We start from the raw sequence: 23,146 nt of genomic DNA on the forward strand, positions 1-23,146 counted from the left end.
GGACCTTATACCATGAAAAATGTAAAACTATCAAAAATCGGAAAACTAATACTAATCATTCTTTTCTTTTTTATTACATCATTAAACGAGAAGGTTCTGGCAACCGAAAATCATAATGATGTAGACATTTCTAAAATTGATGAATACATGAATAATGAACTTGAGAGACTTAATATCCCTGGTGCTTCAATAGCGATAGTAAAAGATGAAAAGGTACAGTATATCAAAGGTTATGGAATATCAGGTCCTAATGGAAAGGAAATGACATCACAGACGCCCGTTGTCCTGGGGTCTGTTAGTAAGTCATTTACTGCACTAGCCATCATGCAATTAGTAGATCAGGGAATGATTCAATTGGATCATCCAGTTCAACAATATATACCTTGGTTTACTTTGGCAAATGAGGAAGCATCAAAAGAAATTACCATCCGACATTTATTAAATCATACGAGTGGAATCTCTGAATATGATGGACAAGTTGCTATTTCTCAAGGTGATCAATCGATTAAAAAACTTGTAGAGAGCTTAAGGGATGTACACCTAACAAAAGGAGTTAGTGAAACATACCAATATTCCAATCTGAATTACAGTATTTTAGGTTTAGTCATCGAAGAAGTCACGAAGACTCCTTATGCTGAATATATAAGCAGCAATATTTTTAAACCGCTTCAGATGGAAAATAGTTATGCAGATTCAAAAGAAGATAAAAACAATACGATAGCTGTTGGATATCAAACGATGTTTGGATTTAAAATGCCAACAGAACAATTAAATCATGAAGCGAACGTTCCTCATGGTTATCTCATTTCAAGTGCTGAAGATATGGCAAATTATATGATTGCAATATTAAAAAAAGGACAATTTAAAGGTGAGAGTGTTTTATCAAAACAAAGTATAAACGAAATGCATCAACCATCATCTTTCATTGGGAATGATATTTATTATGCGATGGGATGGGAAGTAAATAAGGATGTGATTACTCATAATGGCTGGACGGAAAATACATATTCAAGAGTCATTTTAGATGAAGAGTATGGAATTACCTTACTGATCAATTCATTCGATTATTATAATAGTAATCGGTACGATGAGATAATGACGAATCTATACAATTTTATTAAACATAATGAACCTCTTAAAGCCAGTGAAGAGAATCCTTTTATGATTTATATTATGTTTGATTTAATAATTGCTGTAGCGATAGCATACATATTCTTTTCTATCTATAAAATATTTAACCAACAAAAACGTAAAATAACATCTTTCAGGTTGTTTCTTAATGTAGTGTCTTTGATTGTTTTTAACTTCTTATTACCATTTTTACTATTGTATTTTGTAACTCAAGTAGTACCATTGTCAGTGGCAACAATATTTGCTCCAGGTATTGGGCATGCTTTATTCATCATTCCATTATTCCTTATAATTATTGGAGTAATTAATATTGGTAAACTAGTACTTGATAAAGTATGGAGGAACCAAAAAAAATTACATTCAAATTATTCTTCATAACAAAGGGTTGCTTTTCTGCATGAACTTCCACAATCGGGCGCTTTTATGAAGTAATTAAAGCTTAATTTCTTACAACACCGAGAAATTAGGCTTTTTATATTTGGATTTTCTTTAACGCTGTAAATCCGCATTTTCCTGATGCTATCCGTGTGAAGACGGCTAGATTTTAAAATTGGATGTGCAAAATAGCACTTAAAATCAGCGCAAATTATTGCTTAAAGTGACACCTCGGGATATACCGAGTGTTTTTGTGAAAAATAAGATTGTTAAATAATATATTATAGAGGAGGATTAGTATGCAACCAGATCAACAAGCCACTGAGAATTTGAGTTCTATTATGAAATCAGGATTTGCCGGAACTGATGCGCAAAAAGTAAAACAAGAAATTCAAAAAGATGTAAGCGAAGGACAAGGTGCAATGACTTCCCGAGAGGCAGGAGCAATGCGCGATTAAAAAACCACTCTGAGTGGTTTTTTATTTTTCTACTTCAAAAATTAAATACTTTACATCCTTCATTTCAATTTGATAGAAATGCTACAATTTTAATGATAAAGCCCGGTTGCAACCGGGCCTGTTTGCTTAATAACGAATAAGGACCGGATTCCTTCTTAAACTATATATTTTGTTGTGTAAATATTACTACCAACATATTTGTCCAGAAAATCACAGGTTACGAAACCTTGTCAAAAACCGCGTTTAGACCAGTAACGGAGAATCGTATCATTCTTTAGAAGAAAGAATGGATTTTATGATTGAGATCATATTTCGTTCTTCCATTAACGGGCTATTTAATGGAAGAAGGAGTAATTTGAAATTATTCTGAATTTTATATGGTAAAATGAGGAGGCATTAGATGTAGAAGGGAATCTTAATATGAAAAAATACCAAGTAATTTTATTTGATTTAGACGGAACTCTTTCAGACCCAAAAATAGGTATAACTAAATCTGTTCAATATGCGTTACAGAAAATGGGCATTGATGAGCCTGATATTGATAAACTTGAATGTTTTATTGGTCCGCCCCTTAAAGTTTCATTTGCTGAATATTACGATTTTAATGAGGAAAATGCACAAAGGGCAATTGATTATTACAGGGAAAGGTTCAAAGATAAGGGGATGTTTGAGAATAAGCTATATTCAAATATTTCTTTACTATTAAAATCATTAAAAGAACAACAATATACTTTAGTTGTTGCAACTTCAAAGCCTACTGTATTTTCTGAACAAATACTTAAGTACTTTAATATTGACCAGTATTTTGACCTTGTTGTTGGAAGTAACCTTGATGGAACAAGAACAGCAAAAACTGAAATTATTCAATACATACTTGATAAGTATAATAAGTATAAGCTGGATGATTTTGTTATGATTGGCGATAGAAAATACGATATGATTGGTGCGAAAAATACGGGTATTGACTCTATTGGAGTAACTTATGGATATGGTTCATTTGAAGAATTAAGTGATTCTCACCCTACACATATTGTCAATAGTGTTGAAGAGATAAAAGAGATTCTAATAGCAAGTAAAGTTGAATAAATGACGACATGTTATTATTTAGCTAAGGACGCTTTAATGGCATAAGGATTACAGAAATTATCAAATTTTTTTTATAAAAATAAGATTTAAATCTACTAGATAAGAATCCATTTTGATTACTCTTTTTCAAAATGGATTCTTTTTATTTATCGTAAAATACGAGTTTGTGAGGTGTTTTTGATCAACCTTTATTTCAAAGTCACATTTTTCCTAGAAAATAAAAAAGCCTAAGGTGTATTAACAGGATTTACCAAAAAGGTGAGCGAATACTATAAAATGAGAGCGTTTTCTATAAAAGGAGGAGATTATGATGATGAATACCCCTTTGATTTTGACGCAAATGATTGAAAGAGTGGAGAAATATTTTCCGAAGAAAGAAGTTGTATCGAGAACAGATGGAGGAATCCATACACTTACGTATGCACAAATTGCGGAGCGAACAAGACGATTAGCAAGCAGCTTTGAGAAGCTAGGGATTCAAGAGGGAGACCGGATTGGTACACTTGCTTGGAATCATCACCGGCATCTTGAAGCTTATTTTGCGATTCCTTGTTATGGTGCTGTATTGCATACGATTAATATTCGATTGTCCCCTGAGCATGTGGCCTATATCATCAATCATGCGGAAGACCGGTTATTGCTTCTCGATGCGGATTTGATTCCGCTTATTGAGGCTATTTCTCCACAATTAAAGTCCGTTGAAGGATACATCATCATGACAGATCAAGCCGAGCTTCCAAAAACTTCTCTTTCTCCTGTGTACCATTATGAAACATTAGTAGCACAAGGAAATCCAAAGCAAGCGTTGAGACAAGATTTAGATGAAAATGCTCCAGCGGGCATGTGTTATACATCGGCCACAACAGGTAATCCAAAAGGTGTCATCTATTCACATCGAGGCATTGTTCTTCATAGTATGGCGCTTGGGTTAGTAGATACAGGAGCAGTGAGTGAGCGGGATGTCGCGATGCCGGTTGTTCCAATGTTTCATGTGAATGCATGGGGCTTGCCTTTTGCCTGCCTATGGTTTGGGACGAAACAAGTGTTGCCAGGTCCTTATTTTACACCGAAAATTCTGGCTGAGCTTATTCAGTCGGAACAAGTGACGATTTCCGCTGGTGTTCCAACGATTTGGCTCGGATTATTACAAGAGCTAGAGACTGGAAACTATGATACAAGCAGTTTACGTGCTCTGCTATGCGGAGGTGCAGCTGCTCCGAAAAGTTTAATTAAGACGTTTGAACAGAAGTATTCAATCCCATTTTTGCATGCTTACGGAATGACGGAAACAAGCCCTCTTGTTGTCATCTCTAAGCCAAAAAGCTACCAAGATGATTTGTCGGACGAAGAATTGCTGGATTTAAAAGCAAAACAAGGCATTGTCGTTCCGATGATTGATATAAAAGTAGTCGGACAAGATGGTGAAGTGAAGCAGGATGGAAAAGAGATGGGGGAACTGTTGATTCGCGGTCCTTGGATTGCTAGCGAATATTATCGAAATGAAAAAACGGAAGAAGCCTTTAAAGATGGCTGGCTGCATACAGGAGATGTCGTGACAATTGATGAAGAAGGATATGTGAAAATTGTCGATCGTACGAAGGATTTAATTAAAAGCGGGGGAGAGTGGATTTCATCCGTTGATTTAGAAAACGCATTAATGGCGCATGAAGCGATTTTTGAAGCGGCAGTTATTGCTGTGCCGCATGAAAAATGGCAGGAACGTCCTCTTGCTTGTGTCGTGTTGAAGGAAGGGTACGTTGGAAAAGTAACACAGGAAGACATTCTTGAATTTTTAACACCGCAATTTGCTAAATGGTGGCTGCCAGATGAAGTGTTGTTTGTAAAAGATATTCCGAAAACATCCGTCGGCAAGTTTTTAAAACGGGCGTTGCGAGAGCAGCTGAAGGATCAATACTTAAAGAAGTGATTAAAGGCGTTCGTTGAAAAAAGAAAACCGAATTTTATTGGAAAATAAAGAAGCAAAAAGGCCTTCCACGTGTAAATGGAATGGCCTTTTTCCTTAGATATGAAATAAAACTAATTTCCCTGCTGATGATGTACAACGATGAGTAAATTGAGAGTAGTTTTTTTCTTTTAATAGTCTTTCGCCAATTTCTTTCGCTTGCTTATCATGTTCTGCTGTAAACGCTTCGTCTAATAGTTTTTCTCCGGAAGGTTCAAACACTGTTAATTTATAAGTTTTACTCATATGAAACGCCTCTCTTTTATCATAAATTTACATAAAATATAACTATTGTAAAATATTTTATCATTTTTTGTATGTTTTGCCAATTATATTGTAAAGGGGGATGTCTTTCGATACTATTAAACTATCAAGGTGATAGGAGGCGTGGAAACTTATATGGTCTTACATGTTCATAATGTAACGAAACGCTTTGGAGATTATACGGCTGTGAATGAATTAGATTTTACGATACCCGAGCAAGAAATGTTTGGTCTGTTAGGGGCAAATGGAGCGGGAAAAACGACAACGTTTCGAATGATTATTGGATTGCTTCAGCCTACAAAAGGGGAAATTACATGGGAAGGTAAGCGGATTGATCAATCGATGAGTTCGTTAATTGGTTATTTACCGGAAGAGCGGGGGTTATATCCAAAACTAAAGGTAAGTGAGCAGCTATTGTATTTTGCGAGATTAAGAGGAATGAGTAAGGCGGATGCCAATAAAGAAATGGATGTTTGGCTTGAACGTTTTAAAGTGCCTGAATATAAGAATAAGCGTGTTGAGGAACTGTCAAAGGGAAATCAACAAAAAATTCAATTAATCTCTTCGGTGCTGCATAAGCCGAAGTTACTTATCTTAGATGAACCGTTTAGCGGGTTAGATCCGGTGAACGTGGAAATGTTGAAGGAAGCAGTCATTGACTTGCGAAATCAAGGAACGACGATTGTATTTTCCAGTCATCGGATGGAGCATGTCGAGGAATTATGTGAAAATCTATGCATTTTACAAAAAGGTTCTCCTGTAGTTGCCGGTCATTTAAAAGAAATCAAGCGCTCTTTTGGAAAGAAAAATGTCGTTGTACATGCCGACTTTAATTTAGATTTTCTTGAAACATTTTCTGGTGTAACGAAAGTTAAAACGACAATGGAAGGGAAAGTATTACAAGTAGTAGATGAGACGGTTGCGGAGAAAATGCTGCAAGCACTTGTACCGCGAGGGTTTGTTCGGAAGTTTGAATTACAGGAGCCATCATTAAACGATATCTTTATTGAAAAGGTAGGGGCTGCTTATGAATAAGTTCTGGATTGTCCTGTTTCATACATACTTGATGAAGCTAAAAACGAAGTCATTTCTCATTACAACAGCCATTATGCTTCTTCTTGTAATCGGTTTGAGCAATATTACAAAAATTATTGCTTTATTTGATGATTCAGAAGAGAAGATTGGGGTCATCGATCAAACGGGAACCATGTTTGGTGATGTACAACTTGGAATGAAGGCCATTGATGAGGATGTAGAGTTAATCGAACTTAAAACGGAAGAAGAAGCAGAGAAACTTATCGATTCAGAAGAATTAACTGCTTATTTAATGATTAAAAGCGATGAACAAGAGATAATAAAAGGGACGTATAAGGCCAATACGTTAGCTGATACAACGGTTAGCTCGGAGCTTGCTGTTGTGCTGTCACAACTAAAAACAAAAATAATTGCCAATGAACTGCAATTAACGGATAAGCAAATCGCGGCGTTACATTCTCCAGTTGTATTAGATACGGTTGCTTTTGAAGAAAATGCTAAGACAGAAGAAGAATTGAATCAAGCCAGAGGGCTTGTCTATATTATTTTATTTATCATTTATATGGCTGTGATTATGTATTCGAACATGATTGCGATGGAAGTGGCAACTGAGAAAACATCACGCGTAATGGAAATTTTAATTTCTAGCGTATCACCAGTTCAACAAATGTTTGCTAAAATCCTGGGAATTGCGTTGCTAAGTTTAACGCAAATGCTTCTTTTCTTTGGGGTCGGATATTGGAGTATTAAAAGAAATTTATCCGATATGAATGAAGGTATTTTTTCGTTTATGGGTTTTGGAAGTACGAGTATGTCGACGATTATGTATGCGATTATTTTTACGTTACTTGGTTACTTCTTGTATGCCACATTAGCTGCTTGTTTAGGTTCAATTGTCAGCCGAATTGAGGATGTTCAGCAAATGATTACACCGATGATCATGCTTGTGGTTGCTGCTTTTATGCTAGCGATGTTTGGGTTAAATAATCCATCGGCTACCTATATTACCGTGACCTCTTTTATTCCTTTCTTTGCACCAATGATTATGTTCCTTCGGGTAGGGATGCTGGATGTCCCATTTTGGGAGATTAGTTTAAGTATCGGCCTGCTGGTTGCGAGTATCATCATTTTAGCTGTATTCGGTGCACGAGTATATAAAGGCGGCGTTTTAATGTATGGTAGTGCTAAATCGTTAAAAAATATAAGAAAAGCGCTGCAATTAACAAAAAAAGATTAAGTGGTATAATAAAGTGAAACTTCCATCAGTGGGGGGCTTTTATCCCTCACTGATGGTTAGTCACGTTCTACGGTCACTAAGATTTCCGCTTCGCTGCAATCAAGTGACCGTACGAACCTGATTGATTCAACTATACCTTTGAAAACCACAAAGGTAAGTTTCACTGTATCTCACCAATCGGACCTTTACTACAAAAGCGAGGCGACTGTTCAGCCCCGACAAGCATAAGATGAAATGCGGCGTGGCGCAGTTTGCCACAGAGCATTACAGCTTATGACCTCGAGGGGCTAGGAGCCGCAGCTAGATGAGGGCAGTTGTCCCCCACCTATCTTCTTTGGTTCCTCATGCGCTTGAGGTGAGGGGCCTACTGCCCGTTAAGTGTGGGATAAAGAGTGGATAACTTAGTGATATATCGTTAATAGGTAAGATGGAAGGGGCATCAAGACGTGACTGTACGAATTGTTAATAATGTTACAGAGTTAATTGGTAATACTCCTGTTGTTAAGTTAAATCGTTTAACAGCAGAAGGAGACGCGGAAGTGTATGTGAAATTGGAATATTTCAATCCGAGCCGCAGTGTAAAGGACCGTGCTGCATACAATTTAATTAAGCAGGCGGAAGAAGATGGAGTATTAAAGCCGGGGGCGACGATTATCGAGCCAACGAGCGGGAATACAGGCATTGGTCTAGCGATGAATGCAGCAGCAAAAGGATATCGCGCTATTATGGTTATGCCAGATAATATGTCAAAAGAACGTATTAATATTTTAAAAGCATATGGCGCAGAAGTGGTGCTAACACCTGCTGATGAGAAAATGCCAGGTGCGATTCGTAAAGCACAGAGTTTACTTGAAGAAATTCCGGGAAGCTTCATGCCGCAGCAGTTTGAAAACCATGCCAATCCGGATATTCACCGTGTAACGACAGCAGTAGAAATATTGGAACAAATGGACCGCAATTTAGATGTGTTTGTGGCGACAGCTGGTACGGGGGGCACGGTTACAGGAACGGGTGAAGCGTTAAAAGCTGAGCTTCCTAATGTAAAGGTCGTGGTTGTAGAGCCTAAAGGTTCACCTGTATTATCAGGTGGACAACCAGGGCCTCACAAGCTTGTTGGAACGAGCCCTGGCTTTATTCCAAGCATCTTAAATATGGAGATATTGGATGAAATCGTTCAAGTAGCTGATGATGATGCTATTAATACGATGAAAGCTTTAGCTGCTAAGGAAGGGATTCTAGTAGGACCATCGGCTGGAGCGGCTGTATGGACTGCGCTTCAAGAAGCACGCCGTTTAGGAGCAGGCAAACGCGTCCTTTGTATTGCCCCGGATAATGGTGAACGCTACTTAAGTATGAATATTTTTTAATTACATCACTTAACCCGAATTTCACGCATATGCTAAGGAATTCGGGTTTTCTTTATCAACAATACGGCGTGGACGTGTTGGCTATGGTATAATGTTGATATTTCCTTGAACGGAGGCAATCGCGAATGAAAAAAGGAATTGTTCATTATGGGTTTGGCGAGACTGTAGATACATATATGTATATAAAAACAAGCACGAAGGCAGTCGCAAGTAACGGTAAACCGTTTTTAACATTAATATTAGCAGATAAAACAGGTGAAATTGAAGCAAAGTTATGGGATGTTTCAGACAACGATGAGAAAGCGTATGCGGCTGAAGCGACGGTCAAGGTACAAGGCGAGGTTCAAAACTTTCGCGGACGCAGTCAGTTAAAAATTCGTCAGATTCGCTTAACAACAGATAATGATGGTGTGAAGAGAAGTGATCTAATTCAAACAGCTCCATTAAGCCAAGAAGAGATGCTGGAGAAAGTTACACAATATATTTTTGAAATGAGAAATCCTAATATTCAAAGAGTAACACGTCATCTTCTTAAGAAGTATCAAGAGGATTTCTTAGTTTTTCCTGCAGCGACAAAAAACCATCATGAATTCATGTCAGGCCTTGCGTATCATGTTGTGTCTATGCTGGATTTGGCCAAAGGAATTGCAGCGCTATATCCATCGCTCGATAAAGACTTATTGTATGCGGGGATTATTCTTCATGACCTTGGAAAAGTTTTCGAGCTATCAGGTCCCGTGTCAACGGTGTATACGGTAGAAGGTAACTTGCTTGGACATATTACCATTATGGTAAATGAAATTGGTAAAGCAGCAGAGGAATTAGAGATTAAGGCAGAAGAAATTATGATTTTGCAGCACCTTGTACTAAGTCATCATGGTAAAGCAGAGTGGGGGAGTCCGAAGCCGCCATTAGTTCGTGAAGCAGAAGTGCTGCACTATATCGATAATTTGGATGCTAAAATTAATATGATGGATCGTGCGTTAGAAAAAGTTAGACCAGGTGAATTTACGGAAAGAGTATTTGCACTAGATAATCGTTCATTTTATAAACCAAACTTTTAAAAAATATGCTTTCTCTTCTCATGAAGAGGAAGCATATTTTTTGTTTACTTGCATATTGTCTAATACGATTGAAATTTTAGGAAGGAGGAAGGGACATGCCTATTTGGATTTGGTTCGTTTTTATTGGAATAGTAGTTAGTGCCATTATGGCGATTCGAGCAGCTAGACAAGAACGAATGACGGAAAACGCCTGGATTGAGGAGGAAGGACAAAAGTATATAGAACGGATGAAGCTCGAACAGGAAAAGCGGAAGAGTGAAGCGGAACATGGCATATAAAAAAAGCGACCATTACGGTCGCTTTTTTATATGCTATAGATAGGGGCAGCATGGAAGTAATTATTTCTCTTCACCTGTAGGAATGGCAGATGACAAGTCTTTATCTTTGATCTCTACCTTAGCATCTTTAACCGCTTTATCTAAAATGCTTTGTGCTTTCGCTTGATCGATTTTGGATACTTTTAAATCGTATTCCAGTTTGTCTTTCATTTTCTCGTATGATTCTTTTTTCTTTTTATCCAACAATTGAATGATGTGGTAGCCATGTTCAGATTTAACAGGTTCACTGATTTCATTTTTCTTTAAAGCATATGTTGCTTCTTCGAATTCAGGTACCATTTTCCCTGCTCCAAACCAGCCAAGGTCGCCTCCATTTGCAGCAGAGCCAGTATCTTTAGAGTACTCTTTTGCTAATTTTGCAAAGTCTTCCCCTTTATCAAGTTTAGCTTTGACTTTTTTAGCTGTTTTTTCGTCTTCAACAAGAATATGTCTCGCTTTTACTTCTGGCTTAACATTTTTGTAAGCTTCTTTTAGTTCTTTTTCGGTTACCTTAATATCTGCAGTTGCCGCTTTTTCTTGAAGGAGCCCTATTTTTAAGTCGCGTTTTAAATCTTCTTCTGAGCTATATCCAGAAGATGCTAATGCCATTTGGAAATTATCACCCATTTGTTCTTTGAGCTCGTCCAATTTTGCGTTAATTTCTTTATCCGTTACTTCATACTTATCAGACAATACTTTTTCATAAACTAGTTGTTGAATAACTTGTTCGCCGTACTTATCCTTCATAGCTGTGTAAAATTCTTCTTTTGTAATATCGCCTGCTTTTGTTTCAACGACTGTTTCCGAATCTCCACCGCTACAAGCTGTTAGCCCCATTAATCCAGCTGTAACAGCAGCAGTTAATACCCATTTCTTCATGAGAAAACACTCCTAGTTTAAAATTCTGGTTTGTGTGAGTAAATCCATAAATATTACTATAACATATAATGAATTTTTTCAAAAAAAAATCGTACAAAAATTAGAAGTTATTTCATAAAAAATAGGTAATGGTCTACCCCATTTTAGAACCCAAACATAGTATAGAACGAAGACAGCAAAGGGGAGGTACAGAAAATGGGTCATACATGCGGTGGCGGTTTCGCTTTGTTAGTAGTCCTTTTCATCTTGTTAATTATTGTAGGGGCAGCATTCTTCTGTTGATTCTCGTAATAAATAAAGTGCCCAGTCCCTTTATTGGAATGGTGAATAGGATAAAGTAGCCGCTCAATTATTGTTGGACGCTATGTACAAGTGAGATCATTAAATGAAGTTGAACGTGTTAAATACGAGTGTGCCTATAGCTTGAATGGTTATTTGAAAGGAGGAGATTCCATGTCTGGTGGTGGTTTTGGATTCGGCGGCGGTTTTGCTTTAATTGTCGTTCTGTTCATTTTGTTAATTATTATCGGGGCTTCATGGTTCTAACAAAATAAAAGGTGAAGCATAATGCTTCACCCTTTTTATTTGGCTATGTATACAGTATTTCTACATAAGAAGATAGGAGCATAATGGTAATTAAAATATTAATCGTTCTGAATACCTTAGGTTGTCGGTCTTCAGGAATCTCCTTTTGTACACATAAAGAATCTGTCATTCTATTAATATTGTATAAAATAATGAGCGAAAACAAGATAAACCAAAATGAGACCAAGCCTGAATCCCTCCTTGCAAAACATTCATGTATTATAACGATACCAAATAATGACGAAAAAAGATACTGAAAAATGTTGCTTGTTTATGTGTGTTCAACTTGTTAACGAGACATAACAATGTTTATTTCAATACTCTGTTGATGTTTGACTCCCTTTCAGCATAGCTAAAAGGAAGCCAGACATCGTTCCGTCAACTAGATGGGAAATCAATTTAGATTAATTCATTCCTATTAAATTAGTATTCGACCTGGAGAGAAAAAGACATGTATAATGAAAAGATAGCTATATAAAAGGTCAAACTTGAGGTCATAATGTAAAATAGACAGTAGATTCATTTAGACTGACGGGGGATTAGAAGGTATGCGACATTTAGAGAAAGAAATTGAAACACTGCGTTATCATCAACAATTATTGCTAAAGATTATTCAAAATCCGAAGGCGAAGCTGGATTTATTAATTGTTGAAAAAAACATGACAAAAGAGGAGGCTCAACAATTATTAGAACTTTGTGAATCGTTGAGCAAAAAGTTTGTAACAGAAAAAGCGGAGGGGTACATGAACTTTCAACCGCTTTTTAATGACTTACAGAAGCATTTAACACCTAAGCTTACTGTAAAAGAAGTTATTGAAGCTTTTCTTGCTCAAGGTTTACATAAATCATTCATGCAAGAAATGTCTAAGTTTTATTATTGAACAGACTCAATTTCCTGTTCATTTTCCTTCTTAGTAATTTTTCCATCTACATCTGTAAATTCCTGATCGATATTTGCAAATGAACGCTCGAAGATTTGCATAAAGTCTTCTCCGTAAATATTGCGAATAATGGCCATCATTTCAATTAAATCAGGGAATTTTCCGTAAAGTTCACGAAGGGGAAGTGCACCTGAAAAAGCCGAATTTTTGCCAGGGTCATAGGTTTCCATTAAATCTAGTAACACCTTTTCCCCCTCGGGTGTAATTTCGATGTACGTATTTCGCTTGTCATTTTCCTTTTTGGAGAATCTTAGCAGTCCGCGCTCTTCTAACTTTTTTGAAAAGTTAAATGCTGTAGATACATGCATGACTCCGAACTTCGCAACATCGGAAATAGAGGAGCCATTTAAGTGATACGAAATCCAAAGAATATGATGTTCATTAATGTTTAAATCATGTGGTTTAATCCATTGCTGCCAATCCTTCTCAACAGCTTTCCACAATGCTTTACTTAGCTGAGCAACTCTTTGACTAAAAATCATTGCTTCTTTCATAGAATAATTTTTATCTTGCATGATTTAAGATCACCTACTTATCAGAGTGTGTACATTTATTATGACAATAAAATAAAAATTAATAAAGTAAAAGTTTGCGAAATTTTTAGAAATTTTATTCCGATAATCCTGATAAAATAGAAAATTTCCAATTTTATATAGGGATTATAAAATTTTTGTAAAAAGAATAAACAACTGGGCTTCTTAACGCTTACTCTTTGTTCGAACGTGCAGGAATGATTTCTTCCAATTCTTTTAAAGATTGCTCGATTTCTTCGATATTTTTAAATAATTCGGTTTTATTCGGTTCAATATCTCGTTTCCAATCCTCTATGAGCAATTGGACGTCAGAAACGAACAATTTTAATGAATCTTTGCTTGTTTGAGCGGCTTCTATTGCTTCACTTTTTATGTCTTGAATTTTGGTTAATACTTCCTCAATCGATGCACTTAGATTTTGTTTACTAGTTTGTAAGCGAATTCGTAAGTCTTTACCAGAATTGGGGGCAGAGAGGAGGGTTGCAGCTCCTGCTACGACTGCTCCTGTTACAAATCCAATAAGCAATGATTTAATCTTCATTGTATTATCACCTCATGTTTTATTTATTTCGCTCTGAAATAGCCAAATCCCTTCCAAATATCAAAGTTTAATTGGAAAAAGAATATAGGTTATATAATAAGACTAATGATTACAAAATATCATAATTTGCTTTAATGGGGAAGAGTATCTGTTATTTTATCTTTATATTGATAAAATAATTAAGGGGATGTAACAATTTTTTGATAAGATATTTGACGATAACAAGATATGGGAATGGACATATTATAAGCAGAAAACACATATACATAGTACAGTGAAACTTGCGTCAGTGTGGGATAAAAATTCAGCTAATCTGGTGGGGCATAGATGAACATGCTATTAATGATATGGGTCGTCTGTTTATGTGTGACGGGGTACTATGCAGCTCTTTTACGCAAATCGGGGATTTATCCGCCTAAAAGGGTCGTGCAATCACGTGCAAGAAAATGGGGAATGGCTAGTGGATGTTGTTTTTTTATTTGGTTTGTGATGCTCTTTATTCGTTAGGGATGTCATATAGTTGATGAATATAATAATTTAGTAAAAAAGCACCGGAGAAAAACCGGCGCTTTTTTACTGTATGCTGATGTTAGGCTTCTACAGAAGCAGAAGGAATGGACGTCTTTTTCAAGATTTTCGCAATAATTGGATAAATAATCGCCATAACGATTGCATTTGCTGCCATAGCTGGTACAACCACGCCTCCGACTAAAAGAACGAAGCTTTTTGGTAAGCCAACGATTAGGTAGGCAGATCCAAGAAAAACGACTCCAGAAATAAGCGTTCCAATGACTGTTAAGCCAACTAAACCAGCAACGTTTGTTGAAAGCTTTTTAAAAGTAACGATTAAGAAATAAAACAAGAACGCAGTAACAAATTTATCAATGATGTTTGGAATATAACCTCCAGGGAAGGATGTTGTTATAGCTGAAAGTAATCCGCAACCTAGAGCAATGACGAATACATTTTTCTTCTCAGGAAATAAAGCAATCGCTAAAAACATCATCAATAGCATCATATCCGGCTTCATTAATAAATATCCTGGAATGATAAAATGTAGTGCCGTTCCAATTCCGAGTAACATGGCAATTGATACAAGTGTTTTTGTGTTCATATGAATCTCTCCTCTTCTCTTCTCAACTAAAAAATGTATACTTTTCCGGCAGTGCACTCGTTGCCTGCCGCGAAAAGTATACATCAGTATATCATGCGCTTCGTTTTTTTAGAAGTGGTTTCTAATTAGTATAGAAGCTTATTTTTGGTAGTTTTTTTGGAACTCTTTCATGAAGTCAGCAAGCTCTTGGCAGTGAGCTGTTGGTACCGCATTATAAATAGATGCACGGCAACCACCGATAGAACGGTGACCGTTAAGACCAACAAAGCCGGCAGCTTTTGCTTCAGCTAAAAATTGTTTTTCTGCTTCTTCTGTTTGTAGGTTAAATGTTACATTCATGTGTGAACGGCTGTCTGGACGTGCATGTCCTTTATAGAAACCATTGCTTTCATCAATCGCATCATAAATGATTTTTGATTTTTGGTGATTGATTTCTGCTATTTTTTCCACGCCGCCTTGTTCTTTTGCCCAGTCTAATACTAGAGATAATAAATAAATCGCTAATGTTGGCGGTGTGTTGTATAAAGAATTATTTTTTGCATGAGTTGCGTAATTTAACACCGTTGGTAATTGGTCGTTATCTTCGATTAAATCTTTGCGGATAATCACAACCGTTACACCAGATGGTCCAAGGTTTTTCTGTGCACCTGCATAGATGATGCCGAATTTACTTACGTCCACTTTTTCACTTAGGATGTCGCTTGACATATCAGCGATTAATGGAACATTTCCTGTTTCAGGGAACTGTTTCCATTGTGTTCCGTAAATTGTGTTATTGCTTGTAATATGTAGATAAGCAGCATCTTCATTTACTTTAATGTCTTCTAATGAAGGGATGAATGAATATTTTTCCTCTTTTGAAGAAGCAACAACAGCTGTTTCGCCAACTTTTTTCGCTTCTTTTAATGCTTTATCTGACCAAGCTCCAGTTAAAACATAATCTGCGCGTTTACCTTCTTTCAATAAGTTCATTGGAACCATTGAGAATTGCAGGCTCGCACCGCCTTGAAGTAGAAGCACTTCATAATTTTCTGGAATCGACATTAATTCTTTAAGTGTTGCGATTGCATGGTTATGAATTTTTTCAAATTGAGCACTGCGGTGGCTAAGCTCCATAACAGACATACCTGAGTCCTCTATATTTAACCATTCATTTTGAGCTCGTTTTAATACTTCTTCTGGAAGGGCTGCTGGCCCAGCGTTAAAATTCCGTGCACGTTTCACTTTTTCTTCCTCCTAAAAAATAAATGTAGTTACTGTACTAAGTCTATTATATCCTAACAGAAAAATAAATTTAATTGGAGAGGAAATTCGATTTTTTATTTTGTATTTTAAGAAAATTTCACTTTTTTAGACAAATAAAGACGGAATTTTTCGACATTTTTTGATATTTAGCTTCATCAGATTTATTTTAGCTAATCGCTTCGGAAGGCAGGGAATGCTTTCCGACAGCGATTCACCTATACTTTTCGTATCAAGAAAAAGATTCTCCACATATGTGAAGAATCAGATATACATTATTGAATATGCTGTGCAATGGCGTTTGCAATGTTTTGTAAATCTTCTGGTGTGTATTCGCTGTCATGCGTTTTCCAAACTGCTCCGAAGCCATCACCTTCACCATAGCGAGGGATGATGTGCATATGGTAGTGGAAAACAGATTGTCCAGCCGCTTCTCCATTATTATTAACTAGATTTAAGCCGATTGGATTGAATTCTTGTTTAATGGCACGAGAAATTTCAGGGACAACGGCGAATATTTCTTTTGCAATTTCCGGCGTTAATTCAAACACATTTTCTTTATGTACTTTTGGAATAACGAGTGTATGGCCTTTCGTTACTTGGCTAATATCGAGAAACGCTACGACCTGCTCATTTTCAAATACTTTTGTACTTGGAATATCTCCCTTAATGATTTTGCAAAAAATACAATCGCTCATCGTTTAACTTCCTTTCTAATTTATGAAATTATTGTTAATCGTACCACAAGATGACTGCCTTAGAAAAGTGAAATGAAAAACAGGATGCAACTTTACGTTGCACCCTGTCGTTTGAAAAAGGGGTATGCTTTTCTTGGCGTATCAACGAGAATAACCTTTGATCAACACCTCATTTACGTTTTTGTAAATTACGGTTATTGGATAAAAGATTTTGTATTCAAGGCAACCATCTCCTATATTTTCATCGTTTTATGAACGACTAAAGTATATTTGATAACTGTTGAATTGAATCTCTTCTACGTGCAAGCGAACCATCTCCTAATGAAATGACTTCGTAAGCAAATTTCTCTGGGTCTTTCAGTTAGTAGTCTGCAACTGACACCTCATTTACAACATGATATGATTCATTTGTAAGGAAGTTTCTTTTAGAAAGCAGTTATAGTTTCTTTAACTGACACCTCATTTTACAATATGATGTGAATCACTTGTAATGAAGAACCCCTTCTTCCTTATTTATCATGGCCAGTAATTGCGAGTTATATACATCCTTTTTATTTTTTTTGATGAAATGATTTTCGGACTTGCTTATTTAGGGAGTAAAAGAGGGCGTCACTATATAATCAAACAGAAATTTGCTACACTATAAACATATTTTATTTAAGGCTTTGTTCATGAACAGCGTCACAAAGCTTATAAAGAAGGGATCGTTATTTATGTCCTTATTAGATATTAAAGACCTTGTCGGGGGGTATACAAAGACGCCTGTATTAAAAGGCATCAGCTTTACGATTCAGCCGAATGAATTAGTCGGTTTAATTGGATTGAATGGAGCTGGGAAAAGTACGACGATTAAACATATTATCGGTTTAATGGAGCCAAAGGGCGGCAGCATTTCGATTGCCGGGAAAACTTTCTCAGAAGATCCCGATGGCTATCGTAAGAAATTTACGTATATTCCGGAAACGCCGATTCTTTATGATGAATTAACACTTGAGGAGCATTTACGTTTAACGGCAATGGCTCATGGAATTGAGGAAACGGTCTATGAAAAGCGAATCGGTGTATTGTTGAAGGAATTTCGGATGGAAAAGCGGATGAAATGGTTTCCTGCTCATTTTTCCAAAGGGATGAAACAAAAGGTGATGATTATGTGTGCCTTTTTAGTTCAGCCCTCGCTTTATATTGTTGATGAGCCGTTTTTAGGGCTGGATCCATTAGGGATTCAATCTTTGCTTGATTTAATGACGAAAATGAAAGAGAGTGGGGCAGGAATTTTAATGTCTACTCATATTTTAGCAACAGCGGAGCGCTATTGTGATTCCTTTGTTATTCTACATAATGGTGAAATTCGAGCGAAAGGGAATTTGGAACAGCTTCGTACTCAATTTGCGATGCCGGGAGCAACGCTTGATGATATTTATATTCAATTGACGAAAGAAGATCATCGTCATGAATAGCGGGCAGTTTTGGAAAGAGCGATTTGTCAGCTACAGCAAAGAAATGCAAAAGTATTTGCGTTATATTTTCAATGGTCATCTAGTATTCGTAATGGTGATAGCCTTTGGGGGAGCAGCGTATTATTATAGCAACTGGGTGAAAACGTTACATAGTGATTTTCCTGCTGTGCCGATTATGGCTGTTATTTTGGCGCTTCTTGTGACACGAAGTCCGATTCATACGTTTTTAAGAGAAGCAGATACCGTGTTTATTTTACCTGTTGAAACGCAGTTAAAGCCTTATTTTACACGTTCTATTTTATTAAGCTGGTTTTTGCAAAGCTATATGTTGCTGCTTGTATTAGCGGCTTTAATGCCAATGTATGCGAAAGTGACAGGCTCAGGTATGAACGACTTTGTGACCGTGCTGATTGTGCTATTGCTTGTAAAAATAATCAACTTGAATATTCAGTGGTATGTGTTGAAGTATCAAGAGGTTTCCACAAGTCGTATCGATTTATTGCTTCGTTTTGTCATTAATGTAGTATTGCTGTATGTTGTATTGGATAAAGCGTCCATTTGGGTGTCAGTCCTTATCCTATGTATTTTGCTTGGCTTGTTTGCTTATTATCGCGGAGCTACTCGTCAAAAAGCTTTGCAATGGGAGCGGTTAGTGGCACTTGAAAGCAAACGGCTTCAAGCTTTTTACAGGCTGGCCAATTTGTTTACCGATGTACCAAGCTTAGGAAGCAAAGTGGCGAGAAGAAAGTGGTTGGACTTTCTTTTATCCTTTATTCCATATAAACAATCCTCAACATATATGTACTTATATGGACGTACATTTTTACGGGCGAATGATTATGCAGGTTTGTTAGTTCGTTTAACCTTAATCGGTTCAGTTATTTTAGTTGTACTGTCCAATCAATGGGCCTATTTATTTGTCGTTGCTTTATTCTTATTTATAACAGCGATTCAATTGTTACCAGTATGGAAAATACATGAATGGAAAATTTGGGTTTCGTTGTATCCGTTACCAGCTAACATGCGTGAGGCAGCGGTTATTCGATGGATTTCTTACTTTTTATCACTAGAAGCTGTGGTATTTGTTGTTGTGTTGCTTTGTAAAGGTGAATGGATGAGTGCGGGACTTGCGCTAATAGTCGGTATTCTGTTCATTGTTGGCTTTAAAAGCTATGCGGTGAAAAAAATAAGAACGTTTTAAGAGCACGAGAGGTCACCCAAAAGTTTACTTTTGGGTGGCTCTTTTAATTATAGTTATTACTATATATACTGTGGAAATGAATGAATTAGGTCTATAATAGCCTTATAGACAAAAAGGGGAATTTTTATGAATTATACAAACGCATCAAAAATCTGGACGATGCCTTTCTTTGTGGCCCTAATTAACAATTTTTTTCTTTTTATTGTTTATTATTCTCTTATAACTATTTTACCTGTTTATGTAATAAGGGAGTTAAAAGGGTCAGAGGTACAGGCTGGTCTTATGATGACTATATTTATGCTATCAGCAATTCTTGTTCGTCCATTCTCTGGAAAGATTATTGATGTACTAGGGAAGCGGAAAACACTAATTGTTGCTGAATTGTTTTTTGGTCTTTCTACTTTTTTATATTTATGGGTGGATGACCTGTATTTATTGTTGGCCTTACGCTTTTTTCATGGAATATGGTTTAGTATTGTAACGACTGTACTAATTGCCATTGCTAATGATATTGTGCCAGATAAACGAAAAGGGGAAGGTCTTGGTTATTTTGCTATGTCTATGAACCTAGCTATCGTAGTAGGTCCATTTATTGCCTTAACGGCCGTTCAATTTTTTCCATATCAATCGTTATTTTTAGGCCTGGCTGTTGCTATAGTAATTGGCTTTCTAGGTTCGTTTAGTATAAAAATTTCAGAAAATCGACCAATCATTTTAGAACGCAAACCTTTATCTATTCATGATTTATTTGAAGTACGGGCTATTCCGATTGCCATTGTTGGGTGTTTAACGGCCTTTTCTTATTCAAGTATTATATCTTTTATTTCTGTTTACGCAGAAGGTGAGGGTGTATTTGAATATGTAAGTTTATTCTTTGTTGTCTTTGCTTCAGCAATGATTCTTGTTCGTCCGTTTACCGGTCGACTCTATGATCGACGAGGACCGAACTATGTGATCTACCCTTCCTTCATTTTCTTTGCAATCGGCTTATTCGTATTAAGTAGTATGCATTCAGTAACAATGTTGCTTATAGCTGGAGCGCTGATAGGGATGGGCTATGGATCAATCGTACCTTGTTTTCAAACGCTGGCGATCCAATCTGCTGAGAAACATCGAAGCAGTCATGCTACATCGACTTTCTTCACATTGTTTGATTCTGGGATGGCTGCAGGTGCATTCGTGCTAGGGATTATTTCATCCTATCTTGGCTATTCGATGCTTTATATCATTTGTGGCATCATAGTCGTCATAACCATTCCTGTGTACAAACAACTGTCTAGTCGCAAACGTAAAAATGAAAGAATAGTTGACTCACAAAGAGAAGGGGCATAATCTCGTTGAGTTTGCTTGCAAATTAGCTTTAAAGAGTAAAGTATTAAGCCTTTTGGAGAAGAGTTATATAGGCTGATATGTTAGGATGTTAATAAGGGAAACACATAATTTATCCATAAGAGATATAGATTTAGGAAATAAGGTTCTTTATGCCTTCGCTGCCAGGCGAGGGCTTTTTTTTAACTCTGCAAATTTAAAGCGGGAATGAATGGAGGGAGTAATAATGGAACGCTATGAGCAAGAAGTCTGGCAAGAAGTAATCGCTTGGAAAAAGAAAATGTTTCATAAGCCGAGTACATTTGAACGTATTTCGAAAAAAACACAAGGAAAAATTAATCAATATATCCCCGAAAAAGTACATCGAGCTATAACGGAAAGTATCAAAGGACTTGTTGAAGGGGTGCTATCAGGCTCTTCTTATATTTCAAAAGAGAAACAGGTAGACCTGTTGTCTCTTCAACAAAAAGAAGAATGGGTGAAGGAGACGATTTCGACGTACCGGAAAACGGCGGTAGTAGAGGGGGCTGGAACGGGAGCTGGCGGTTTGTTCCTAGGCTTAGCCGATTTTCCTTTGCTGCTCAGTATTAAAATGAAATTATTATTTGAAATCGCTCGTTTATATGGTTTTGATGCGAAACAATATGAAGAACGATTATTTATTTTATATGTATTTCAGCTTGCTTTTTGCAGCGATGAAAAAAGAGTCGAAACGCTGCAGGTTATTGAGCGATGGGGCGAAGCAACAGATATTGATTGGCAAGTGCTGCAGCAGGAATATCGGGATCATATTGATTTAGTGAAGATGTTTCAGCTCATTCCAGGAATTGGAGCGGTGGTAGGAGCATATGCGAATCGTCAACTCATTGACCAATTAGGGGAAACGGCGATGAATTGTTATCGTATTCGATTGATTGCTCAAGAAAGGTAAACCGATAATTAGAAGAGGATACGATGTCGAATGAGGGCGTCTATCCTCTTTAACTATGTAAAAAAATGTCCTATGAGCTGAATATTTTACATATTTTTATATAATTTGTAAAAATAGTTAAAATAGGTTCGGCGAAATAAGTAGGGAGGTTTCTAGATTGAAAAAGAAAATTGATGAGGAACTAATTTATGAAAAACATCATGAACAAATTTTGAAGCAAGTAAAAAACGATCCGTATGCGCAGTCATTAGGAATTGAGTTAACAAAATTTGAGGCTGGTTTTGCAGAAGCAATGTTAGAAGTGCAAAGCCATATGGTAAATGCATATGGAACTGTTCATGGGGCAGTTATTTATGCTTTAGCAGATCACGCTTTTTCGGTAGCCTGTAATGCATATGGAAAGACATCCTTAGGACTCTCGACAACTATTCAATTTATTGAATCAGCTAAACCTGGAAATCAGATAGTTGCCCGTGCAACAGAAGTAAAACGAAACTATCGTACAGGGTTCTACCGAATTGACATCTTACATGAACAAAATCTGATAGCAACCATGGAGGCAGTGTCCTATCGTAAGGATCACTATTTCATTGAACTTGATGAACAAGTTCAAGTGTAGAATACGATATTATTTTTTGCTCTATTTAAAAAATAAGGTATTTACAGGTTAGTTGTGTCCAACCTGTAAATACCTTTATTTAGATGAAAGTTTCACTTTACTCTTTGTCTTTCGAAACCATAGAATACTTTGTAATGTACGGTGCGCCAGAAAAGAGGTGCCCAGTAGAAGTTGGTTTTGGTTTTTCTATATTATGTGCTTCTTTAAAGGACTGAGAACGTGTCCACTTATCGAAATCGCTTTCCTTTTCCCATACTGTTAAAATGACATACGTATCTGATTTAATAGGACGTAAAACTCGCATAGCGATAAAGCCTGGTTCTTTCTCAATTAAGCCTGCTCGGTTTTTAAACTGATATTCTAAGTTCGGCCGCCCTTCTTCGGTAACAGGAATATTATTCATGACAACAAAACCTCGGTCCTGTAATTCCCCTTTTCCTTCCACGATTTCAAAACGGCGCGGTGAGGCAAAGACCGTTTTGCCGGATGTTTCATGCAATAGCAAAGTGTTTTGAGGATTTTGCATTAAAAAGATTTTTTCATTTGGATGTTTGTTCTTTTTAATCTTTAAAAAATCATACGTTCCAGTTGTCATATATATATTCATACATTCACCTCAAGTCATTATTCTTTCCTATATATTATCAATAAATTCCATATTAATAAAAGCGCTTCGGGATGTTCACAAGTTGTCTATATTTATCTTTATGAAATGGCGAGCCTCAATGTGTTACGATTTGAAATTCTCTTTTCATCTGATATTCTATTGTAGGTAACTA

27 protein-coding genes are annotated in these 23,146 nt (G+C 36.6%); 18 read left to right on the forward strand and 9 right to left on the reverse strand.

Annotation, left to right across the window (positions count from 1 at the left end; genetic code table 11):
* Positions 1–12: 12 nt before the first annotated feature.
* The 4 genes from BAOM_RS04620 to BAOM_RS04630 all read left to right on the forward strand — a co-directional run bounded on the left by BAOM_RS04620 (position 13) and on the right by BAOM_RS04630 (position 4,977).
* Positions 13–1,509 (forward strand): serine hydrolase domain-containing protein, encoded by a 1,497-nt coding sequence (locus BAOM_RS04620; RefSeq protein ID WP_127759249.1) that lies wholly within the window; start codon positions 13–15, stop codon positions 1,507–1,509.
* Positions 1,510–1,805: 296 nt separating this feature from the next.
* A complete protein-coding gene (locus BAOM_RS24170; protein WP_164853126.1) occupies positions 1,806–1,964 on the forward strand; it encodes a hypothetical protein in 159 nt (52 codons plus the stop codon).
* A gap of 420 nt (positions 1,965–2,384) precedes the next feature.
* Positions 2,385–3,050, forward strand: coding sequence for an HAD family hydrolase (locus BAOM_RS04625; protein WP_127759250.1), 666 nt, complete (start codon positions 2,385–2,387; stop codon positions 3,048–3,050).
* A gap of 310 nt (positions 3,051–3,360) precedes the next feature.
* A complete protein-coding gene (locus BAOM_RS04630) occupies positions 3,361–4,977 on the forward strand; it encodes a long-chain fatty acid--CoA ligase (RefSeq protein WP_180319843.1) in 1,617 nt (538 codons plus the stop codon).
* A 93-nt stretch (positions 4,978–5,070) separates the two neighbouring features.
* Here the strand turns inward: BAOM_RS04630 and BAOM_RS04635 are convergent, their stop codons facing one another.
* Complete coding sequence (locus BAOM_RS04635; RefSeq protein ID WP_127759252.1) at positions 5,071–5,259, reverse strand: YhzD family protein; 189 nt, start codon at positions 5,257–5,259, stop codon at positions 5,071–5,073.
* Between the two features lie 153 nt (positions 5,260–5,412).
* On the opposite strand from BAOM_RS04635, the gene BAOM_RS04640 reads away from it, so the two are divergent.
* The 5 genes from BAOM_RS04640 to BAOM_RS04660 all read left to right on the forward strand — a co-directional run bounded on the left by BAOM_RS04640 (position 5,413) and on the right by BAOM_RS04660 (position 10,258).
* Positions 5,413–6,312, forward strand: coding sequence for an ABC transporter ATP-binding protein (locus tag BAOM_RS04640; RefSeq protein ID WP_127762447.1), 900 nt, complete (start codon positions 5,413–5,415; stop codon positions 6,310–6,312).
* Positions 6,305–7,549: an ABC transporter permease gene (locus BAOM_RS04645; RefSeq protein ID WP_127759253.1), complete on the forward strand. Its 1,245-nt coding sequence runs from the start codon at positions 6,305–6,307 to the stop codon at positions 7,547–7,549. Before BAOM_RS04640 ends, BAOM_RS04645 begins: the two co-directional genes overlap by 8 nt.
* 446 nt (positions 7,550–7,995) lie before the next feature.
* A complete protein-coding gene (gene cysK, locus BAOM_RS04650; RefSeq protein WP_127759254.1) occupies positions 7,996–8,916 on the forward strand; it encodes a cysteine synthase A in 921 nt (306 codons plus the stop codon).
* A gap of 125 nt (positions 8,917–9,041) precedes the next feature.
* On the forward strand, positions 9,042–9,980 hold the full coding sequence (gene yhaM, locus BAOM_RS04655; protein ID WP_127759255.1) for a 3'-5' exoribonuclease YhaM: 939 nt from the start codon (positions 9,042–9,044) through the stop codon (positions 9,978–9,980).
* Positions 9,981–10,075: 95 nt separating this feature from the next.
* A complete protein-coding gene (locus BAOM_RS04660; RefSeq protein ID WP_127759256.1) occupies positions 10,076–10,258 on the forward strand; it encodes a sporulation YhaL family protein in 183 nt (60 codons plus the stop codon).
* 60 nt (positions 10,259–10,318) lie between these two features.
* Here the strand turns inward: BAOM_RS04660 and BAOM_RS04665 are convergent, their stop codons facing one another.
* A complete protein-coding gene (locus tag BAOM_RS04665) occupies positions 10,319–11,176 on the reverse strand; it encodes a peptidylprolyl isomerase (protein WP_127759257.1) in 858 nt (285 codons plus the stop codon).
* 195 nt (positions 11,177–11,371) lie between these two features.
* Between BAOM_RS04665 and BAOM_RS04670 the strand changes: the two genes are divergently transcribed.
* Both BAOM_RS04670 and BAOM_RS04675 read left to right on the forward strand, forming a co-directional pair.
* Positions 11,372–11,458: a YjcZ family sporulation protein gene (locus BAOM_RS04670; protein ID WP_127762448.1), complete on the forward strand. Its 87-nt coding sequence runs from the start codon at positions 11,372–11,374 to the stop codon at positions 11,456–11,458.
* Between the two features lie 171 nt (positions 11,459–11,629).
* Positions 11,630–11,722: a YjcZ family sporulation protein gene (locus BAOM_RS04675; protein WP_127759258.1), complete on the forward strand. Its 93-nt coding sequence runs from the start codon at positions 11,630–11,632 to the stop codon at positions 11,720–11,722.
* A gap of 43 nt (positions 11,723–11,765) precedes the next feature.
* Here BAOM_RS04675 and BAOM_RS04680 read toward each other — a convergent pair whose 3' ends face one another.
* Entirely contained in the window at positions 11,766–11,948 is a 183-nt protein-coding gene (locus tag BAOM_RS04680) for a hypothetical protein (protein WP_119117098.1), read from the reverse strand.
* A 361-nt stretch (positions 11,949–12,309) separates the two neighbouring features.
* Between BAOM_RS04680 and BAOM_RS04685 the strand changes: the two genes are divergently transcribed.
* Positions 12,310–12,642, forward strand: coding sequence for a DUF1878 family protein (locus BAOM_RS04685; protein ID WP_119117099.1), 333 nt, complete (start codon positions 12,310–12,312; stop codon positions 12,640–12,642).
* Here the strand turns inward: BAOM_RS04685 and BAOM_RS04690 are convergent.
* A complete protein-coding gene (locus BAOM_RS04690; protein ID WP_127759259.1) occupies positions 12,636–13,217 on the reverse strand; it encodes an HTH-type transcriptional regulator Hpr in 582 nt (193 codons plus the stop codon). The genes BAOM_RS04685 and BAOM_RS04690 overlap by 7 nt on opposite strands.
* Before the next feature lie 190 nt (positions 13,218–13,407).
* The gene (locus tag BAOM_RS04695; RefSeq protein ID WP_127759260.1) at positions 13,408–13,776 is read right to left on the reverse strand and encodes a YtxH domain-containing protein; all 369 of its coding nucleotides are present in this window, start codon (positions 13,774–13,776) and stop codon (positions 13,408–13,410) included.
* A 327-nt stretch (positions 13,777–14,103) separates the two neighbouring features.
* On the opposite strand from BAOM_RS04695, the gene BAOM_RS04700 reads away from it, so the two are divergent.
* Positions 14,104–14,283: a membrane protein YhzF gene (locus tag BAOM_RS04700; protein WP_127759261.1), complete on the forward strand. Its 180-nt coding sequence runs from the start codon at positions 14,104–14,106 to the stop codon at positions 14,281–14,283.
* An 82-nt stretch (positions 14,284–14,365) separates the two neighbouring features.
* Here the strand turns inward: BAOM_RS04700 and BAOM_RS04705 are convergent, their stop codons facing one another.
* From BAOM_RS04705 to BAOM_RS04715, 3 genes are all read right to left on the reverse strand, one after another.
* Entirely contained in the window at positions 14,366–14,890 is a 525-nt protein-coding gene (locus tag BAOM_RS04705) for a tryptophan transporter (RefSeq protein WP_127759262.1), read from the reverse strand.
* A 138-nt stretch (positions 14,891–15,028) separates the two neighbouring features.
* Positions 15,029–16,114: a 3-phosphoserine/phosphohydroxythreonine transaminase gene (gene serC / locus BAOM_RS04710; protein ID WP_127759263.1), complete on the reverse strand. Its 1,086-nt coding sequence runs from the start codon at positions 16,112–16,114 to the stop codon at positions 15,029–15,031.
* Positions 16,115–16,407: 293 nt separating this feature from the next.
* Positions 16,408–16,830: an HIT family protein gene (locus BAOM_RS04715; protein WP_127759264.1), complete on the reverse strand. Its 423-nt coding sequence runs from the start codon at positions 16,828–16,830 to the stop codon at positions 16,408–16,410.
* Between the two features lie 713 nt (positions 16,831–17,543).
* On the opposite strand from BAOM_RS04715, the gene BAOM_RS04720 reads away from it, so the two are divergent.
* The 5 genes from BAOM_RS04720 (at position 17,544) to BAOM_RS04740 (ending at position 22,367) form a co-directional block, all read left to right on the forward strand.
* Entirely contained in the window at positions 17,544–18,287 is a 744-nt protein-coding gene (locus BAOM_RS04720; RefSeq protein ID WP_127759265.1) for an ABC transporter ATP-binding protein, read from the forward strand.
* Entirely contained in the window at positions 18,280–19,488 is a 1,209-nt protein-coding gene (locus tag BAOM_RS04725) for an ABC transporter permease (RefSeq protein WP_127759266.1), read from the forward strand. Before BAOM_RS04720 ends, BAOM_RS04725 begins: the two co-directional genes overlap by 8 nt.
* Before the next feature lie 126 nt (positions 19,489–19,614).
* On the forward strand, positions 19,615–20,820 hold the full coding sequence (locus tag BAOM_RS04730; RefSeq protein ID WP_127759267.1) for an MFS transporter: 1,206 nt from the start codon (positions 19,615–19,617) through the stop codon (positions 20,818–20,820).
* A gap of 223 nt (positions 20,821–21,043) precedes the next feature.
* Complete coding sequence (locus BAOM_RS04735) at positions 21,044–21,748, forward strand: EcsC family protein (RefSeq protein WP_127759268.1); 705 nt, start codon at positions 21,044–21,046, stop codon at positions 21,746–21,748.
* Positions 21,749–21,905: 157 nt separating this feature from the next.
* Positions 21,906–22,367, forward strand: a complete 462-nt coding sequence (locus BAOM_RS04740; RefSeq protein ID WP_127759269.1) for a PaaI family thioesterase — start codon at positions 21,906–21,908, stop codon at positions 22,365–22,367.
* Between the two features lie 97 nt (positions 22,368–22,464).
* Here the strand turns inward: BAOM_RS04740 and BAOM_RS04745 are convergent, their stop codons facing one another.
* On the reverse strand, positions 22,465–22,974 hold the full coding sequence (locus tag BAOM_RS04745) for an antibiotic biosynthesis monooxygenase family protein (RefSeq protein ID WP_127759270.1): 510 nt from the start codon (positions 22,972–22,974) through the stop codon (positions 22,465–22,467).
* Positions 22,975–23,146 lie beyond the last annotated feature (172 nt).

The organism is Peribacillus asahii (assembly GCF_004006295.1).
Taxonomy (GTDB): domain Bacteria; phylum Bacillota; class Bacilli; order Bacillales; family DSM-1321; genus Peribacillus; species Peribacillus asahii_A.

What these genes read in the sequence shown, in the direction of transcription:
- BAOM_RS04675 (WP_127759258.1), top strand. Translation starts at nt 11,630, where the DNA reads ATGTCTGGTGGTGGTTTTGGATTCGGCGGCGGTTTTGCTTTAATTGTC.
- BAOM_RS04700 (WP_127759261.1), top strand. Translation starts at nt 14,104, where the DNA reads ATGAACATGCTATTAATGATATGGGTCGTCTGTTTATGTGTGACGGGG.
- BAOM_RS04715 (WP_127759264.1), bottom strand. Translation starts at nt 16,830, where the DNA reads ATGAGCGATTGTATTTTTTGCAAAATCATTAAGGGAGATATTCCAAGT.
- BAOM_RS04685 (WP_119117099.1), top strand. Translation starts at nt 12,310, where the DNA reads ATGCGACATTTAGAGAAAGAAATTGAAACACTGCGTTATCATCAACAA.
- BAOM_RS04660 (WP_127759256.1), top strand. Translation starts at nt 10,076, where the DNA reads ATGCCTATTTGGATTTGGTTCGTTTTTATTGGAATAGTAGTTAGTGCC.
- BAOM_RS04745 (WP_127759270.1), bottom strand. Translation starts at nt 22,974, where the DNA reads ATGAATATATATATGACAACTGGAACGTATGATTTTTTAAAGATTAAA.
- BAOM_RS04730 (WP_127759267.1), top strand. Translation starts at nt 19,615, where the DNA reads ATGAATTATACAAACGCATCAAAAATCTGGACGATGCCTTTCTTTGTG.
- BAOM_RS04670 (WP_127762448.1), top strand. Translation starts at nt 11,372, where the DNA reads ATGGGTCATACATGCGGTGGCGGTTTCGCTTTGTTAGTAGTCCTTTTC.
- BAOM_RS04720 (WP_127759265.1), top strand. Translation starts at nt 17,544, where the DNA reads ATGTCCTTATTAGATATTAAAGACCTTGTCGGGGGGTATACAAAGACG.
- BAOM_RS04695 (WP_127759260.1), bottom strand. Translation starts at nt 13,776, where the DNA reads ATGAAGATTAAATCATTGCTTATTGGATTTGTAACAGGAGCAGTCGTA.
- BAOM_RS04725 (WP_127759266.1), top strand. Translation starts at nt 18,280, where the DNA reads ATGAATAGCGGGCAGTTTTGGAAAGAGCGATTTGTCAGCTACAGCAAA.
- BAOM_RS24170 (WP_164853126.1), top strand. Translation starts at nt 1,806, where the DNA reads ATGCAACCAGATCAACAAGCCACTGAGAATTTGAGTTCTATTATGAAA.
- BAOM_RS04625 (WP_127759250.1), top strand. Translation starts at nt 2,385, where the DNA reads ATGAAAAAATACCAAGTAATTTTATTTGATTTAGACGGAACTCTTTCA.
- BAOM_RS04690 (WP_127759259.1), bottom strand. Translation starts at nt 13,217, where the DNA reads ATGCAAGATAAAAATTATTCTATGAAAGAAGCAATGATTTTTAGTCAA.
- BAOM_RS04630 (WP_180319843.1), top strand. Translation starts at nt 3,361, where the DNA reads ATGATGAATACCCCTTTGATTTTGACGCAAATGATTGAAAGAGTGGAG.
- BAOM_RS04640 (WP_127762447.1), top strand. Translation starts at nt 5,413, where the DNA reads ATGGTCTTACATGTTCATAATGTAACGAAACGCTTTGGAGATTATACG.
- BAOM_RS04635 (WP_127759252.1), bottom strand. Translation starts at nt 5,259, where the DNA reads ATGAGTAAAACTTATAAATTAACAGTGTTTGAACCTTCCGGAGAAAAA.
- yhaM (WP_127759255.1), top strand. Translation starts at nt 9,042, where the DNA reads ATGAAAAAAGGAATTGTTCATTATGGGTTTGGCGAGACTGTAGATACA.
- BAOM_RS04645 (WP_127759253.1), top strand. Translation starts at nt 6,305, where the DNA reads ATGAATAAGTTCTGGATTGTCCTGTTTCATACATACTTGATGAAGCTA.
- BAOM_RS04705 (WP_127759262.1), bottom strand. Translation starts at nt 14,890, where the DNA reads ATGAACACAAAAACACTTGTATCAATTGCCATGTTACTCGGAATTGGA.
- BAOM_RS04735 (WP_127759268.1), top strand. Translation starts at nt 21,044, where the DNA reads ATGGAACGCTATGAGCAAGAAGTCTGGCAAGAAGTAATCGCTTGGAAA.
- BAOM_RS04665 (WP_127759257.1), bottom strand. Translation starts at nt 11,176, where the DNA reads ATGAAGAAATGGGTATTAACTGCTGCTGTTACAGCTGGATTAATGGGG.
- BAOM_RS04620 (WP_127759249.1), top strand. Translation starts at nt 13, where the DNA reads ATGAAAAATGTAAAACTATCAAAAATCGGAAAACTAATACTAATCATT.